Origin of the sequence: Methylorubrum podarium, assembly GCF_022179745.1 — a bacterium.
Lineage (GTDB): Bacteria > Pseudomonadota > Alphaproteobacteria > Rhizobiales > Beijerinckiaceae > Methylobacterium > Methylobacterium podarium.
On the sequence record NZ_BPRD01000178.1, the window covers coordinates 1 to 13,522 of the forward strand.

Sequence of the window (13,522 nt, forward strand, 5' to 3'; positions counted from 1 at the left end):
CGCTCTCGATGCTGCGGGTCGAGCGCGGCATCCGCCACAGGCCGGTCGGCGGCAGCTCCGCGGCGAGCGGCGGGCGCATCTCGCGGCGGCTGCCGTCCGCGTCGAAGCGCAGCGTCAGGTTCTGGCCGCTGCCGTCGGTCCGGCGCACGTCGTAGAGGATCGCCGAACCGCGCTGGAGCGGCGCGCGGCACCACGTCCAGTCCGTGAACGCATCCTCCAGGGCGCCGTCGCCGTCGTTGGTGTCGTGGTAGCCGCTGCCGCGCCAGGCGATTGCGGGTGAGGAAAACTCCGCCTCGACCTCGCAATCGGGCGCCATCGGCCACCAGCGGTGCAGGCCCTGCGCGTCGAGGGTGAAGGGCTGCGCCGTCAGCGCCTTCGGCCGCACCCGCACCGTGCCGCGCACGGCCCGTGGAATCGGGGCGCCGCGCTCGTCAAGGCGGATGGTGAGCACGCTGCCGTCCCATTCGAGCGACGACGGCCCGAGGCTGAAGCGCGACGCGTCCCGCGACAGGGAGCGGGCGTTGCGCTCGGTCATGGCGAAGCGGTTGGCGCGCTCGCCGTAGAGCACGACGTTGACGGCGCAGTGGGCGAACGGGTCGCGCGACGCGTCCCACCCGTAATAGGGCGAGAACACGCTGCCGATGAAGGCGATGACGGTGAGCCCCTGGCGCCCGTCCGCGCTCACCGCATCGACGTACCACCAGACGTAGCCGCCGCGCGCGACCGCGCCGTCGAATCGAGGTCCGCGCGCAGTGCCGCCGCCGCGAGCCGGCCCGACTGCGCCGCCATCGGCACTCCCGGCCCCGGATGCACGCTCCCGCCCGCCAGGTAGAGGCCCGGCACCCGCGTCCGCGCCCCCGGTCGCTTGAAGGTCGCCGTCCAGCCGTGCGAGGCCCGGCCGTAGAGGGCGCCCCCCGTCCCCGGAAACAGCCCCGCGAAGCCTGTCGGCGTCGTGAGCGTCGCCGGTCCCGTCGGCTCCAGGGTCAGCCCGCAGGCCGAGAGCTTGCGAAGGATGGTCGTCTCGCATGCGGCGATCTCCCGAGGGGTGAGGGGGCGGTCCCCGCCATCGGCCGGGGCGTTGGCGAGGAGGAGCAGGCGCTCCGGCCCATCGGGAGCCGAGCCGCCGTCGCCGTCCCGATCCTGGGCGCAGACGTAGACAGTCGGGTCCGGCGGCAGGCGGCGTCCGCGCAGGATCGTGTCGAACTCGGCGCGGTAGTCGGCGGAGAAGAACACGCTGTGATGGGCGAGGTCGAAACCTTTCGCCCGCGCGGTCAGGCAGGCGGTGACCGCCGAGAGCGAGCGTTCGCGGGGCGGGATCCGGTCGCCGGCACCGGCCGCCTCGGGGCCGAGCAGGCCCGCGCCGACGGCGGCCACATCCGCGTTGGCGATCACCGCGTCAGCGGCAAGGCGCTCGCCGTCCGCCAGTTCGACCCCGGCGACCCGGCTCCCTTCGGTCAGGATCCGCGCCACCTGCACCCCGGTGCGGATCCTGGCCCCCCGGCGTTCCGCCAGGTCCGAGACGGCGCCCGCGAGGCGGCTCAACCCGCCCTCGACGGTCCAGACGCCCGCCTGCTCGACATGGGCGACCAGCATCAGCGTGGCCGGCGCCTCGAACGGCGAGGCGCCGCAATAGGTGGCGTAGCGCCCGAAGAGCTGGCGCAGCCGCGGGTCGCGAAAATACTCGCCGAGCGCCGACCAGAGGGTCGCGAAGGGCTGGATGCGCCAGAGGCTGCCGAGCCCCGACAGGCCGACGCGCTGGGCGAGATCGACCGGGCTCGGCCGTTCGGCACGGATGAACGGCCCCTCGAGCGTGCGGTAGACCTCCGCCGCGCGGGCGCAGAAGCGGCGGTAGCCTTCCGCCTCCCGCGCGCCCGCGAAGGCGCCGATGGCGTCGGCTGAGGCGGCGATGTCGGCGAAGAGATCCAGCCGCTCGTGCGCGCTCCAGGCGTGCCGGGCGAGCAGCGAGGCCGGCCGCAACCCGATCTCCGTCTCGAGGCTCGTGCCCGCCTCGGCGAAGAGCTCGTCGAACACCCAGCGCATGGTGAAGACGGTCGGCCCCGCCTCGACCGGAATGCCCCCGACGCTGACCGAGCGCATCTTGCCGCCCACGGACGGAGCGCGCTCCAGAACCGTCACATCGAGACCGGACGCGGCGAGGCTGAGCGCCGCCGCGAGGCCGCCGATCCCGGCGCCGATCACGATGACGCGCTTCTCCATCGAAAGATGCCTGCTTTGTCCGGCCGGCGGCGTTGATCCGGGCCGCAAACAGTGTCAATCATAGTTGACACTTGAGCAAGACAAAATGAATTGACTCGGGAAGTCGCCATGGATGTCGGAAGGCGGATCGAGACGGTGCTCGACGTGACGGTCTCGCATGCGGAGGCGCCGGGTGCACCGCCGCTCTTGGCCGAGGCGATCCGCTACGCCGTCTTCCCCGGCGGCCATCGCATCCGTCCCCGCCTCTGCATCGCCGTGGCGCTCGCCTGCGGTGACGACGATCCCGGCGCTTCCGATGCCGCGGCGGCAGCGATCGAGCTGCTGCACTGCGCCTCCCTCGTCCACGACGACCTGCCCTGCTTCGACGACGCGCCGATGCGCCGGCAGAAGCCGTCGGTTCACGCCGCCTTCGGCGTTCCGCTCGCCGTCCTGACCGGCGACGCGCTGATCGTCGCCGCCTTCGAGACGCTGGCGCGGGGCGCCGCCCGCTCGCCCGCCCGGCTGGCGTCCCTCGTCGGGCTCGTCGCCCGCGCCGTCGGCTCGCCGTCGGGCATCGTCGCGGGCCAAGCCTGGGAATCCGAGCCGCATGTCGATCTCGTCGAGTACCAGCAGGCCAAGACCGGGGCGCTGTTCGCCGCCGCGACCGTCGCCGGCGCGGCGGCCGCGGGCGCCGCGCCCTTGCCTTGGCGTCTGCTCGGCGAGTGCCTCGGCGAAGCCTATCAAGTCGCCGACGACCTGCGCGACGTCGCCTGCCGCCAGGAGGAGATCGGCAAACCCGCCGGCCGCGACGCCACCCTCGGACGCCCGAACGCCGCCGCCCTGCTCGGAATGAGCGGTGCCCTTGAGCGGCTCAAGCGGCTGACGCGGGAGGCGATCGAGGTGATCCCGACCTGTCCGGGGCAGGACGCCATGCGCGCCGAGATCGAAGCGCAGACGCGACTGTTCCTGCCTGCTTCCCTGCGCGAAGTCGCGTGAGGTCGCCGTGCCGCCCGGCGCGATGATGGAGATCGGGCCGGTGCCGCGGCATCCCGGCTGGCGCGAGCGCTGGCTCGCCCTGCGCAACCGCCTGGTGGCCTCACCGGGCTTCCAGCGCTGGGCGGCCGGTTTCCCGCTCACCCGCCGGATCGCACAGCGCAACACGCGGGCCTTGTTCGATCTCTGCGCCGGCTTCGTCTACGCGCAGGTGCTGTTCGCCTGCGTCCGGCTCGACCTGTTCGGCTTGCTGCGGGCCGGCCCGCTCGGCCCGGAGGCCATCGCCCACCGGCTCGGCCTGTCGCCGGAGCGCGGGCTGACCCTGCTCCGAGCCGCGGCCTCCCTCGGCCTGATCGCGCGGCTGCCCGACGGCCGCTTCGCGCTCGCCGATCTCGGCGCGGCGCTGATCGGCAATCCCTCGATCGCCCTGATGGTCGAGCATCACGCGATGCTCTACGCGGATCTGGCCGACCCCGTCGCGCTGCTGCGCGGCGAGGCGGGCGCGACCCGGCTCGCCGGCTACTGGCCGTATGCCGATGCGGGGAATGCCGGCTCGGTCCACCCCGAATCGGTGGCCGCCTACAGCCGGTTGATGGCGGCCTCGCAGGCGCTGATCGCCGACGACGTCCTCGACGCGCTCCCGCTCGCCGGCCGGACCTGCCTCATGGATGTGGGGGGCGGGGAGGGCGTCTTCCTGACCCACGCCGCCCGACGCCACCCGGATCTGGCGCTGCGCCTGCTCGATCTTCCGCCGGTCGCCGAGCGGGCCGCGGCGCGGTTTGCGGCGGAGGGGATCGGCGACCGGGTGACCTGCTTCGGCCAGACCTTCCTCGACGGTCCGCTGCCGACGGGGGCCGACGCGATCAGCCTCGTGCGCTTGATCCATGATCACGACGATGCGGCGGCCCTGGCGATTCTCAGGGCGGTCCACGCGGCGCTGCCGCCCGGCGGTCTCGTCGTCATCGCCGAGCCGATGGCCGGAACCGGCGGCGCGGAGCCGGTCGGCGACGCGTATTTCGGATTCTACCTCCTCGCGATGGGAAGCGGCCGGCCGCGGCGGGTGGAGGAACTGGCCGGCATGCTCGCCCAGGCCGGATTCGCCGCGATCCGCGAGAAAAGCACCTGCAGGCCGCTCCTCACACGACTTATCGTCGCCGTTCGGTGAGCGGAATGTAATCTTTCCTTGACGGCACGTTGTGTCCATCTAGATTGACACAACGCGGTCCTGCATCCGGCAGAGTCGCCAACAAGAGAGAGCGGAGGCACGAACATGGAGGCGTTGGCCGTCGTTCTCGAGCGACCGGAGCACCTGGCGCTCAGCCGCCTCGCGCTCACCCCCGCCGCCGCAGGCGACGCGGTCGTCGCCGTCTCCTGGAGCGGGATCAGCACCGGAACCGAGCGGCTGCTCTGGTCCGGCCGGATGCCGCCCTTCCCGGGCATGGGTTACCCGCTGGTGCCGGGATACGAGTCGGTCGGCACGGTGGTCGAGGCCGAATCCGGCAGCGGCCTGTGCGCCGGACAGACCGTGTTCGTCCCCGGCGCCCGCTGCTTCGGCGAGGTCAAGGGCCTGTTCGGCGGCGCAGCCTCGCACCTGATCGCCCCCGCTTCCCGCCTCGTCCCGGTGGACGCCGCCCTCGGCGACCGGGCCTGCCTGATCGCGCTCGCGGCGACCGCCAACCACGCCCTCTCCGGCATCGTCCCCGGCGAGCGGAACCTGATCGTCGGCCACGGTGTGCTCGGCCGTCTGCTGGCGCGACTGACGCTGCTTGCGGGCGCCGAGCCGGTCGTCTGGGAGCGCGAGCCGCTGCGGTCCGAAGGCGCGTTCGGTTACGCCGTGCTCGCGCCCGAGGACGACCCGGCCCGCGACTATCCGGTCGTCACCGACGTCAGCGGCGATTCAGGCCTCCTCGACACGCTGATCGGCCGTCTCGCCCCCGGCGGCGAGATCGTGCTCGCCGGCTTCTACGAGGCGCCGCTCGCCTTCGCCTTCCCGCCCGCCTTCATGCGCGAGGCGCGCATCCGGGTCTCGGCGGAGTGGCGGCCGGCCGACCTCGCCGCGGTCCGCACGCTAATCGAGGCCGGCCGCCTGTCGCTCGACGGCCTCATCACCCACCGGGTGCCCGCCTCGGCGGCGCCGGAGGCCTACCGCACGGCCTTCGCCGACCCGTCCTGCCTGAAGATGATCCTCGATTGGAGGACCTGCTCATGAATCTCCAGCTCAACAAGGCGGCGCTCGCCGCCGCCGCGACGCTGCGGGACGAGGCCGCCATCGAGCCCGATCCGGTCGCCACCGGCGAGGTGAAGCGCGAAACGCAGATCATCGCGATCTACGGCAAGGGCGGCATCGGCAAGTCGTTCACCCTGGCCAACCTCAGCTACATGATGGCCCAGCAGGGCCGGAAGGTGCTGCTGATCGGCTGCGACCCGAAGAGCGACACGACCTCGCTCCTGTTCGGCGGGCGCGCCTGCCCGACCATCATCGAGACCTCGACCCGGAAGAAGCTCGCGGGCGAGGCGGTCGCCATCGGCGACGTCTGCTTCAAGCGCGACGGCGTCTACGCGATGGAACTCGGCGGACCCGAAGTCGGCCGCGGCTGCGGCGGGCGCGGCATCATCCACGGCTTCGAGCTACTGGAAAAGCTCGGCTTCCACGAATGGGGCTTCGACTACGTCCTGCTCGATTTCCTCGGCGACGTGGTCTGCGGCGGCTTCGGCCTGCCGATCGCCCGGGACATGTGCCAGAAGGTCATCGTCGTCGGCTCCAACGACCTGCAATCGCTCTACGTCGCCAACAACGTCTGCTCGGCGGTGGAGTATTTCCGCAAGATGGGCGGCAATGTCGGCGTCGGCGGCCTCGTCATCAACAAGGACGACGGCACCGGCGAGGCGCAGGCGTTTGCGAGGGCCGCCGGCATTCCGGTGCTGGCCTCGATCCCGGCCGACGACGACATCCGCCGCAAGAGCGCGAATTACGAGATCATCGGCAAGCCCGAGGGGCGCTGGGGCTCGCTCTTCGCCGACCTCTCGCAGAACGTGGCGGAGGCCGCGCCGCACCAGCCGAAGCCCCTGAGCCAGGACGCTCTGCTCGGCCTGTTCTCCAGCGAAGCCACCGGGCGCGACGTCGTGCTGGAGCCCGCCACCCTCGAGGACATGTGCGGGCGGACCACGCTCGCCAAGCCGTCCCTCGAAGTCGTCTACGACGAGGTCTGAGCCATGGCGGTCAGCCTCGATATCGCCGCGCTCCGCGCCCGCCGCCCCGAGGGGATCGACCTCGCCGCGACGCAGGGCGACGGGCTCGGCTGCCACGCCGGCAAGGATGCGATGCGCGCGGCCGCCGAGGCCGCCGGCCTGTCGGAGACGCTGGAGCAGTACAAGCGGGACTACCCGGCCGGTCCGCACGACCAGCCGCAGAGTATGTGCCCGGCCTTCGGCAGCCTTCGCGTCGGCCTGCGGATGCGGCGCACCGCGACGATCCTGTCGGGCTCCGCCTGCTGCGTCTACGGGCTCACCTTCACCTCGCACTTCTACGGCGCGCGGCGCAGCGTCGGCTACGTCCCGTTCAATTCCGAGACGCTCGTCACCGGCAAGCTGTTCGAGGACATCCGCGAGGCGGTCCACGCCTCCGCCGAGCCCGAGGAGTGCGACGCCGTCGTCGTCATCAACCTCTGCGTCCCGACCGCCTCGGGCGTGCCGCTGCGGCTGCTGCCGAAGCAGATCGACGGGGTGCGCGTCATCGGCATCGACGTACCGGGCTTCGGCGTGCCGACCCATGCCGAGGCCAAGGACGTGCTGGCCGGCGCGATGCTCAAATTCGCCCGCACGGAGGCCGAGCAAGGCCCGGTCCAGGCCCCGCGCGGCGGCCGCTCGGAGCGCCCCTCCGTCGCGCTGCTCGGCGAGATGTTCCCCGCCGACCCCGTCGTGATCGGCGGGCTCCTCGAACCGCTCGGCCTCAGCGCCGGCCCGGTCGTGCCGACGCGGGAATGGCGCGAACTCTACGGCGCCCTCGATGCGGCGGCGGTGGCGGCGATCCACCCGTTCTACACCGCGAGCGTGCGCGAGTTCGAGGCGGCCGGGCGCCCGGTGGTGGGCTCCGCCCCCGTCGGCCACGACGGCACCGCCGAGTGGCTGGAGGCCATCGGCAACGTCTGCGACGTCCCGCGGGAAAAGATCGCGGCGGCGCAGAACCGATGGCTGCCGGTGATCCGCGGCGCGCTCTCCGCGGCGCCGATCCGTGGGCGCATCACGCTGTCGGGCTACGAGGGCTCGGAATTGCTGGTCGCACGCCTCCTCGTCGAGAGCGGCGCCGAGGTGCCCTATGTCGGAACCGCCTGCCCACGCACGCCCTGGTCCGAACCCGACCGGGCCTGGCTGGAAGCGCGCGGCGTCCGCATCCGGTACCGCGCCTCGCTGGAGGACGACCTCGCCGCGTTCGAGGAATTCCGGCCGGATCTCGCCATCGGCACGACCCCGGTGGTGCAGAAGGCGAAGGAGGCCGGCACGCCGGCGCTCTACTTCACCAACCTGATCTCGGCGCGCCCCCTGATGGGAGCGGCCGGTGCCGGCTCGCTCGCCAAGGTGGTCAACGCGGCGCTCGCCAACCGGCCGCGCTTCGATGCCATGCGCGCCTTCTTCGAGGGCGTCGGCACCGGCCACGCCGCCGGCATCTGGCAGGACGTGCCGCGGATCAAGGCCGCGCCGAAGGTGCAGGCCCCCGAGAAACCGGTCGGGGAGATGGCGTGATGCTCGTCCTTGATCACGACCGGGCCGGCGGCTACTGGGGGGCGGTCTACGTCTTCACCGCGATCAAGGGATTGCAGGTCGTCATCGACGGCCCCGTGGGCTGCGAGAACCTGCCGGTCACCTCGGTCCTCCACTACACCGACGCGCTGCCGCCGCACGAATTGCCCATCGTCGTCACCGGCTTGGCGGAGGAGGAGCTCGGCCGCCACGGCACGGAAGGGGCGATGAAGCGGGCGCACGGCACGCTCGATCCCGGCCAGCCGAGCGTCGTGGTGACGGGCTCCATCGCCGAGATGATCGGCGGCGGCGTCACGCCGGAGGGGACCGGGCTGCAGCGCTTCCTGCCGCGCACCATCGACGAGGACCAGTGGCAATCCGCCGACCGGGCGATGAGCTGGCTCTGGCAGGAATACGGCGCGCGGCGCTTCGCCAAGAAGGGCATTCCGGCCCGGCCCGAGCGCAAGCCCGGGGAGAAGCCGCGGGTCAACATCATCGGCCCGGCCTACGGCACCTTCAACATGCCCTCGGATCTCGCCGAGATCCGCCGCCTCGTCGAGGGCATCGGCGCCGAGGTGAACCTCACCTTCCCGCTCGGTTCGCATCTCGCCGACGTGACCAAGCTCGTCAACGCGGATGCCAACATCTGCCTGTACCGCGAGTTCGGCCGCCTGCTCTGCGAGAGCTTGGAACGGCCCTACCTCCAGGCGCCGATCGGGGTGCTCTCGACCACCAAGTTCCTGCGCTCGCTCGGCGAGATCCTCGGGATCGATCCCGAGCCCTTCATCGAGCGGGAGCGCCACACCACGATCAAGCCGGTCTGGGACCTGTGGCGCTCGGTGACGCAGGACTTCTTCGGGACGGCGAGCTTCGGCATCGTCGCGACCGAGACCTACGCGCGAGGTGTCCGCCACTTCCTCGAAGAGGAGATGGGCCTCCCCTGCCACTTCGCCTTCGCGCGCAGCGCCGGGACCAAGCCCGACAACGCCGCGGTGCGCGAGGCGATCAAGGCCAACCCGCCGCTCGTCCTCTTCGGCTCCTTCAATGAGCGGATGTACCTCGCCGAGAGCGGCGGGCGGGCGGCCTACGTCCCCGCCTCGTTCCCCGGCGCGATCATCCGGCGGCACACCGGCACGCCCTTCATGGGCTACGCCGGCGCGACCTACCTCGTGCAGGAGGTCTGCAACGCCCTGTTCGACATGCTCTTCCACATCCTGCCGCTCGCCCGCGACATGGATGCGGTGGAGGCCACTCCCGCCCGGACGCACCGCGAACTGCCCTGGGACGAGGCGGCCCGCGCCCTTCTCGACGCGCTGGTCGAGCGGCATCCCGTCCTCACCCGCATCTCCGCCGCCAAGCGCCTGCGCGACGCCGCCGAGCGCGCCGCGCGCCGGGCCGCCGCCGACCGTGTCGCGCCCGCCCATGTCGAGCGGGCGCAGAGCGACCTCACCGCGGGAGCCGCCGCATGAGCGCGCTCCTCCATCCCCTTCACCCTCCGGCCCCACGCCGCGCCGGACAGCCTGCGGAGGCACCTGCCATGGGAGTCGTCATGCAACGATTGATGCCCGCATCGTCGCGCCTGCACAGCGAGGCGATCCAGTTCCGGATCATTCTGGCCGCGACCTACCCGTTCTTTCTCGCCGCGGCGATCGTGCAGCGCGTCCTGCCGCGGCAGGCGCCGCGGCGCGGCCTGCCGCCGGTGCGGCGCTCGATCTTCGGCGAGGCCAAGGCCATGGCTGTCTCGGCCATCCCCTTCGCCTTCATGGGCTAGCGCGCCCCAAGCACTTCCGTGCGGTGACACGGGGGACCCTGCGCCGTGATGTCATCGAGTCACGGCGACACCCGCCGCGCCTTTGCCAAGCGCGCGGCATAACCAGCGGAGGTTCGATCGATGGCCAACGGTATCACTGAAAGACCGAGCAGCCTGTCCGGGCTGACGGAACCCGAAGCCAAGGAGTTCCACGCGATCTTCTTGACGAGCTTCATCATCTTCACGGCGATCGCCGTGGTCGCCCACATCCTCGTCTGGCTGTGGCGGCCCTGGCTTCCCGGGCCGAAGGGCTACGCCCTTCTCGACGGCGTGACGAACGCCGCCCACGGCCTCGTGTCGATGATCGGCTGAGGAGGCGCGCGATGCACAAGATCTGGCTTCTGTTCGATCCGCGGCGCACCCTCGTCGCGCTCTTCACCTTCCTGTTCGTTCTGGCGCTGCTGATCCACTTCATCCTGCTCAGCACCGACCGGTTCAACTGGCTCGAAGGCCCGAAGGACGCGAAGGCGGCCGCCGCCCACAGCCTCGTCCTCCCGACGATGCCGGGCTGACCGGCCTCCTTGCCGGTCCTGCCGCGGGCGGGCGCGCCTGCCCCGGCATCCTCCATCCTCACCTTGGGGATCTCCGCCATGGCGATGCTGAGCTTCGAGCGCAAATACCGGGTCCGCGGCGGCACCCTGCTGGGCGGTGACCTTTTTGATTTCTGGGTCGGCCCGTTCTACGTCGGCTTCTTCGGCGTCACGACGATCTTCTTCTCGGTGCTCGGCACCGCGCTGATCCTCTACGGCGCGGCGATCGGCCCGACCTGGAACATCTGGCAGATCAACATCGCGCCCCCGGATCTGAAATACGGGCTGGCGCTGGCGCCCCTGAAGGAAGGGGGCCTGTGGCAGATCATCACCTTCTGCGCGGTCGGGGCGTTCGCCTCCTGGGCGCTGCGCGAGGTCGAGATCTGCCGCAAGCTCGGCATCGGCTACCACGTGCCGTTCGCCTTCTCGGTGGCGATCTTCGCCTACGTCACGCTGGTGGTGATCCGCCCGCTCCTGATGGGCGCTTGGGGCTACGGCTTCCCCTACGGCATCCTCTCGCACCTCGATTGGGTGTCGAACACCGGCTACCAATACCTGCACTTCCACTACAATCCCGCGCACATGCTCGCCGTGAGCTTCTTCTTCACGACGACCTTGGCGCTGGCGCTCCACGGCTCGCTCATCCTGTCCTCGACCAACCCCGCCAAGGGCGAGACGGTGAAGACACCCGAGCACGAGGACACCTACTTCCGCGACACGATCGGCTACTCGATCGGGACGCTCGGCATCCACCGGCTGGGTCTGTTCCTCGCGCTCTCCGCGGGATTCTGGAGCGCGGTCTGCATCGTCATCTCGGGGCCCTTCTGGACGCAAGGGTGGCCGGAATGGTGGGGCTGGTGGCTCAACCTGCCCGTGTGGCGGTGAAACGGATCGCCGTCCGGCGTCCGCGCCGGCCGGCTTGAGGCGCAGGTCCGATCTTCGGGCGCGGGAATCTCCGCCGACGGCGCGAGCCTCCCTGAGCGACCGCAGGTCCATGGAGGGAGACGCCGTGGCCTACTATCAGAACATCTTCACCCAGGTGCAGGTGCGCCCGGTCGAGCCGGAGCACGGCATCCCGATCTCGGTCGATTCCCGCGTCGGGCGGCCGTTCAACAGCTACCTGTTCGGGCTGATCGGCAATTCCCAGGTCGGACCGATCTACGGCGGCTATCTCGGGGCGCTGTCCTTCGCCTGCGGCCTGATCGCCTTCGAGATCATCGGCCTCAACATGTGGGCCAGCGTGAACTGGGATCCGATCCAGTTCGTGCGCCAGCTGCCCTGGCTGGCGCTGGAGCCGCCCCTGCCCAAATACGGCCTCAAGGTGCTGCCGCCGCTCAACGAGGGCGGATGGTGGCTGATCGCGGGCTTCTTCCTCACCACCTCGATCCTGCTCTGGTGGGTCAGGATGTATCGCCGCGCCCGCGCGCTCGGCCTCGGCACGCACGTGCCCTGGGCCTTCGCCTCGGCGATCTGGCTCTACCTCGTGCTCGGCTTCATCCGGCCGCTGCTGATGGGGTCGTGGAGCGAGGCGGTGCCCTTCGGCATCTTCCCGCACCTCGATTGGACCGCGGCGTTCTCGCTGCGCTACGGCAACCTGTTCTACAACCCGTTCCACATGCTCTCGATCGTCTTCCTCTACGGGTCGACGCTGCTCTTCGCGATGCACGGGGCGACGATCCTCGCCACCAGCCGCTACGGGTCGGAGCGTGAGATCGACCAGATCGTCGATCGCGGCACCGCGACCGAGCGTGCCGCGCTGTTCTGGCGCTGGACCATGGGCTTCAACGCCACGATGGAGTCGGTCCACCGCTGGGCGTGGTGGTTCGCGGTGCTGACGACGCTGACCGGCGGCATCGGCATCCTGCTGACCGGCACCGTGGTGGACAACTGGTACCTGTGGGCGGTCAAGCACGGCGTCGCGCCGTCCTATCCGCAGATCTACGGACCGATCACCGACCCGCTCGCGACGCCAGGGGGGACGCCATGAAGACTCTGCTCGTCGTCGCGGGCGCGGTCGTCGCCCTGTTCCTCACCATCGCCCAGTTCGGTACCGCCGGCTGGACCAAGCCGCCCATCCTCGCCCAGCAGCACGGCTTCCGCGGCACCGGCATGGATCAGATCCAGACCAAGGCCGGCGCGGCGGCGCTCAAGGCCGCCAACATGCCGCCGACCCCCGCCGAACCGGTCGAGGCCGGGACCGAGAAGGCCGGCGCGGTCTACGAGAACGTGAAGGTTCTCAAGGATCTGAGCGTCGAGGAATTCAACCGCCTGATGGTCTCGATGACGGAATGGGTCAGCCCGGAGCAGGGCTGCACCTACTGCCACAACACCGAGAACATGGCCGACGACAGCCTCTACCAGAAGCACGTCGCCCGGCGGATGATCCAGATGGTGCAGCACATCAACACGGACTGGAAGGAGAAGCATGTCGGCGAAGCCGGGGTGACCTGCTACACCTGCCACCGCGGCCAGCCCGTGCCGACGAACATCTGGTTCCAGAATCCGGGGCCGAACTACAAGAGCGGCTTCATCGCCCGCAACAACGGGCAGAACATGGCCTCGCCCTCCGTCGGCCTCGCCTCGCTGCCCTACGACACGCTGAGCGAGTTCTTCGCGAAGAAGGACGTCGACGAGAACCTAATCCGCGTGAACGCGACGACGGCGTTGCCGGAGAGCAAGGGCAAGCCGATCCAGGCCGCCGAGCGGACCTATGGCCTGATGATGCACATGTCGTCGTCGCTCGGGGTCAACTGCACCTACTGCCACAACACCCGGGCGATCTCGAACTGGTCGCAGAGCACGCCGCAGCGGACCCTGGCCTGGCACGCGATCCGCATGGTGCGTGACCTCAACGGCGATTATATCGAGCCGCTGACCACGACCTTCCCGCCCAACCGTCTCGGGCCCACCGGTGACGCGCCGAAGCTGAACTGCGCCACCTGTCACAACGGTCAGAGCAAGCCGCTGGCGGGTGCGCACGTGGTCGAGACCTACCCCGAACTCACCAAGAACACGGCCGAGATGGCGGCGGCGCCGCAGACCCCGGCAGCGCCCGAGGCGCCGCCGGAGGCACCCGCAGCTCCCCCGCAATAGCGGACGGCCCTGTCCGTTCGACGGATCGAGAAACGACGAGCCGCCGGTCCATCGGGCCGGCGGCTTTTTTTCCATCTCGACGCGTCGCCCCGGATATCCGCTCCCCGACGAAGGGTTAGACTCTTCGGCTCGCTCCGCTCCGTTTCCACAGCCGTCAAATAAC

Annotated in this window: 14 protein-coding genes; 12 read left to right on the plus strand and 2 right to left on the minus strand. The window is 70.7% G+C overall.

All coding sequences use genetic code 11. The annotated features are described in order from the left end of the window. Positions 1 to 685, minus strand: a 685-nt coding sequence (locus MFF42_RS09395) for a carotenoid 1,2-hydratase family protein (protein WP_238255496.1), incomplete at its 3' end; no start/stop codon positions are given. Continuing rightward, a complete protein-coding gene (gene crtD / locus MFF42_RS09400; RefSeq protein WP_238255497.1) occupies positions 682 to 2,217 on the minus strand; it encodes a 1-hydroxycarotenoid 3,4-desaturase CrtD in 1,536 nt (511 codons plus the stop codon). The genes crtD and MFF42_RS09395, both read right to left, overlap by 4 nt. A 108-nt stretch (positions 2,218 to 2,325) precedes the next feature. Between crtD and MFF42_RS09405 the strand changes: the two genes are divergently transcribed. From MFF42_RS09405 to pufC, 12 genes are all read left to right on the plus strand, one after another. Next, positions 2,326 to 3,192, plus strand: coding sequence for a polyprenyl synthetase family protein (locus MFF42_RS09405; RefSeq protein ID WP_238255498.1), 867 nt, complete (start codon positions 2,326 to 2,328; stop codon positions 3,190 to 3,192). 22 nt (positions 3,193 to 3,214) lie between these two features. Then, positions 3,215 to 4,354 (plus strand): methyltransferase, encoded by a 1,140-nt coding sequence (locus MFF42_RS09410; protein WP_238255519.1) that lies wholly within the window; start codon positions 3,215 to 3,217, stop codon positions 4,352 to 4,354. A gap of 105 nt (positions 4,355 to 4,459) precedes the next feature. Beyond that, positions 4,460 to 5,398 carry a chlorophyll synthesis pathway protein BchC gene (gene bchC, locus MFF42_RS09415; RefSeq protein WP_238255499.1) on the plus strand — a complete coding sequence of 313 codons (939 nt, stop codon included), beginning with the start codon at positions 4,460 to 4,462 and terminating at the stop codon, positions 5,396 to 5,398. After that, positions 5,395 to 6,399 (plus strand): chlorophyllide a reductase iron protein subunit X, encoded by a 1,005-nt coding sequence (locus MFF42_RS09420; RefSeq protein WP_238255500.1) that lies wholly within the window; start codon positions 5,395 to 5,397, stop codon positions 6,397 to 6,399. The genes bchC and MFF42_RS09420 overlap by 4 nt, the downstream gene beginning before the upstream one ends. A gap of 3 nt (positions 6,400 to 6,402) precedes the next feature. Beyond that, positions 6,403 to 7,929, plus strand: a complete 1,527-nt coding sequence (bchY, locus tag MFF42_RS09425) for a chlorophyllide a reductase subunit Y (protein ID WP_238255501.1) — start codon at positions 6,403 to 6,405, stop codon at positions 7,927 to 7,929. Beyond that, positions 7,929 to 9,395 (plus strand): chlorophyllide a reductase subunit Z, encoded by a 1,467-nt coding sequence (bchZ, locus tag MFF42_RS09430; protein WP_238255502.1) that lies wholly within the window; start codon positions 7,929 to 7,931, stop codon positions 9,393 to 9,395. Before bchY ends, bchZ begins: the two co-directional genes overlap by 1 nt. A gap of 68 nt (positions 9,396 to 9,463) precedes the next feature. Continuing rightward, on the plus strand, positions 9,464 to 9,697 hold the full coding sequence (locus MFF42_RS09435; protein WP_238255503.1) for a hypothetical protein: 234 nt from the start codon (positions 9,464 to 9,466) through the stop codon (positions 9,695 to 9,697). A 120-nt stretch (positions 9,698 to 9,817) separates the two neighbouring features. Further along, complete coding sequence (gene pufB / locus MFF42_RS09440) at positions 9,818 to 10,048, plus strand: light-harvesting antenna LH1, beta subunit (protein WP_183434156.1); 231 nt, start codon at positions 9,818 to 9,820, stop codon at positions 10,046 to 10,048. A gap of 11 nt (positions 10,049 to 10,059) precedes the next feature. Beyond that, positions 10,060 to 10,248 (plus strand): light-harvesting antenna LH1, alpha subunit, encoded by a 189-nt coding sequence (pufA, locus tag MFF42_RS09445; RefSeq protein ID WP_012454734.1) that lies wholly within the window; start codon positions 10,060 to 10,062, stop codon positions 10,246 to 10,248. A gap of 78 nt (positions 10,249 to 10,326) precedes the next feature. After that, a complete protein-coding gene (pufL, locus tag MFF42_RS09450) occupies positions 10,327 to 11,151 on the plus strand; it encodes a photosynthetic reaction center subunit L (protein ID WP_238255504.1) in 825 nt (274 codons plus the stop codon). A gap of 124 nt (positions 11,152 to 11,275) precedes the next feature. Then, a complete protein-coding gene (gene pufM / locus MFF42_RS09455) occupies positions 11,276 to 12,253 on the plus strand; it encodes a photosynthetic reaction center subunit M (protein ID WP_238255520.1) in 978 nt (325 codons plus the stop codon). Then, a complete protein-coding gene (gene pufC / locus MFF42_RS09460; RefSeq protein WP_238255505.1) occupies positions 12,250 to 13,359 on the plus strand; it encodes a photosynthetic reaction center cytochrome PufC in 1,110 nt (369 codons plus the stop codon). Before pufM ends, pufC begins: the two co-directional genes overlap by 4 nt. Positions 13,360 to 13,522 lie beyond the last annotated feature (163 nt).

Excerpts from the sequence above, each read along its gene's own strand:
- crtD (WP_238255497.1), bottom strand. The coding sequence starts at position 2,217 with ATGGAGAAGCGCGTCATCGTGATCGGCGCCGGGATCGGCGGCCTCGCG.
- MFF42_RS09405 (WP_238255498.1), top strand. The coding sequence starts at position 2,326 with ATGGATGTCGGAAGGCGGATCGAGACGGTGCTCGACGTGACGGTCTCG.
- MFF42_RS09410 (WP_238255519.1), top strand. The coding sequence starts at position 3,215 with ATGATGGAGATCGGGCCGGTGCCGCGGCATCCCGGCTGGCGCGAGCGC.
- bchC (WP_238255499.1), top strand. The coding sequence starts at position 4,460 with ATGGAGGCGTTGGCCGTCGTTCTCGAGCGACCGGAGCACCTGGCGCTC.
- MFF42_RS09420 (WP_238255500.1), top strand. The coding sequence starts at position 5,395 with ATGAATCTCCAGCTCAACAAGGCGGCGCTCGCCGCCGCCGCGACGCTG.
- bchY (WP_238255501.1), top strand. The coding sequence starts at position 6,403 with ATGGCGGTCAGCCTCGATATCGCCGCGCTCCGCGCCCGCCGCCCCGAG.
- bchZ (WP_238255502.1), top strand. The coding sequence starts at position 7,929 with ATGCTCGTCCTTGATCACGACCGGGCCGGCGGCTACTGGGGGGCGGTC.
- MFF42_RS09435 (WP_238255503.1), top strand. The coding sequence starts at position 9,464 with ATGGGAGTCGTCATGCAACGATTGATGCCCGCATCGTCGCGCCTGCAC.
- pufB (WP_183434156.1), top strand. The coding sequence starts at position 9,818 with ATGGCCAACGGTATCACTGAAAGACCGAGCAGCCTGTCCGGGCTGACG.
- pufA (WP_012454734.1), top strand. The coding sequence starts at position 10,060 with ATGCACAAGATCTGGCTTCTGTTCGATCCGCGGCGCACCCTCGTCGCG.
- pufL (WP_238255504.1), top strand. The coding sequence starts at position 10,327 with ATGGCGATGCTGAGCTTCGAGCGCAAATACCGGGTCCGCGGCGGCACC.
- pufC (WP_238255505.1), top strand. The coding sequence starts at position 12,250 with ATGAAGACTCTGCTCGTCGTCGCGGGCGCGGTCGTCGCCCTGTTCCTC.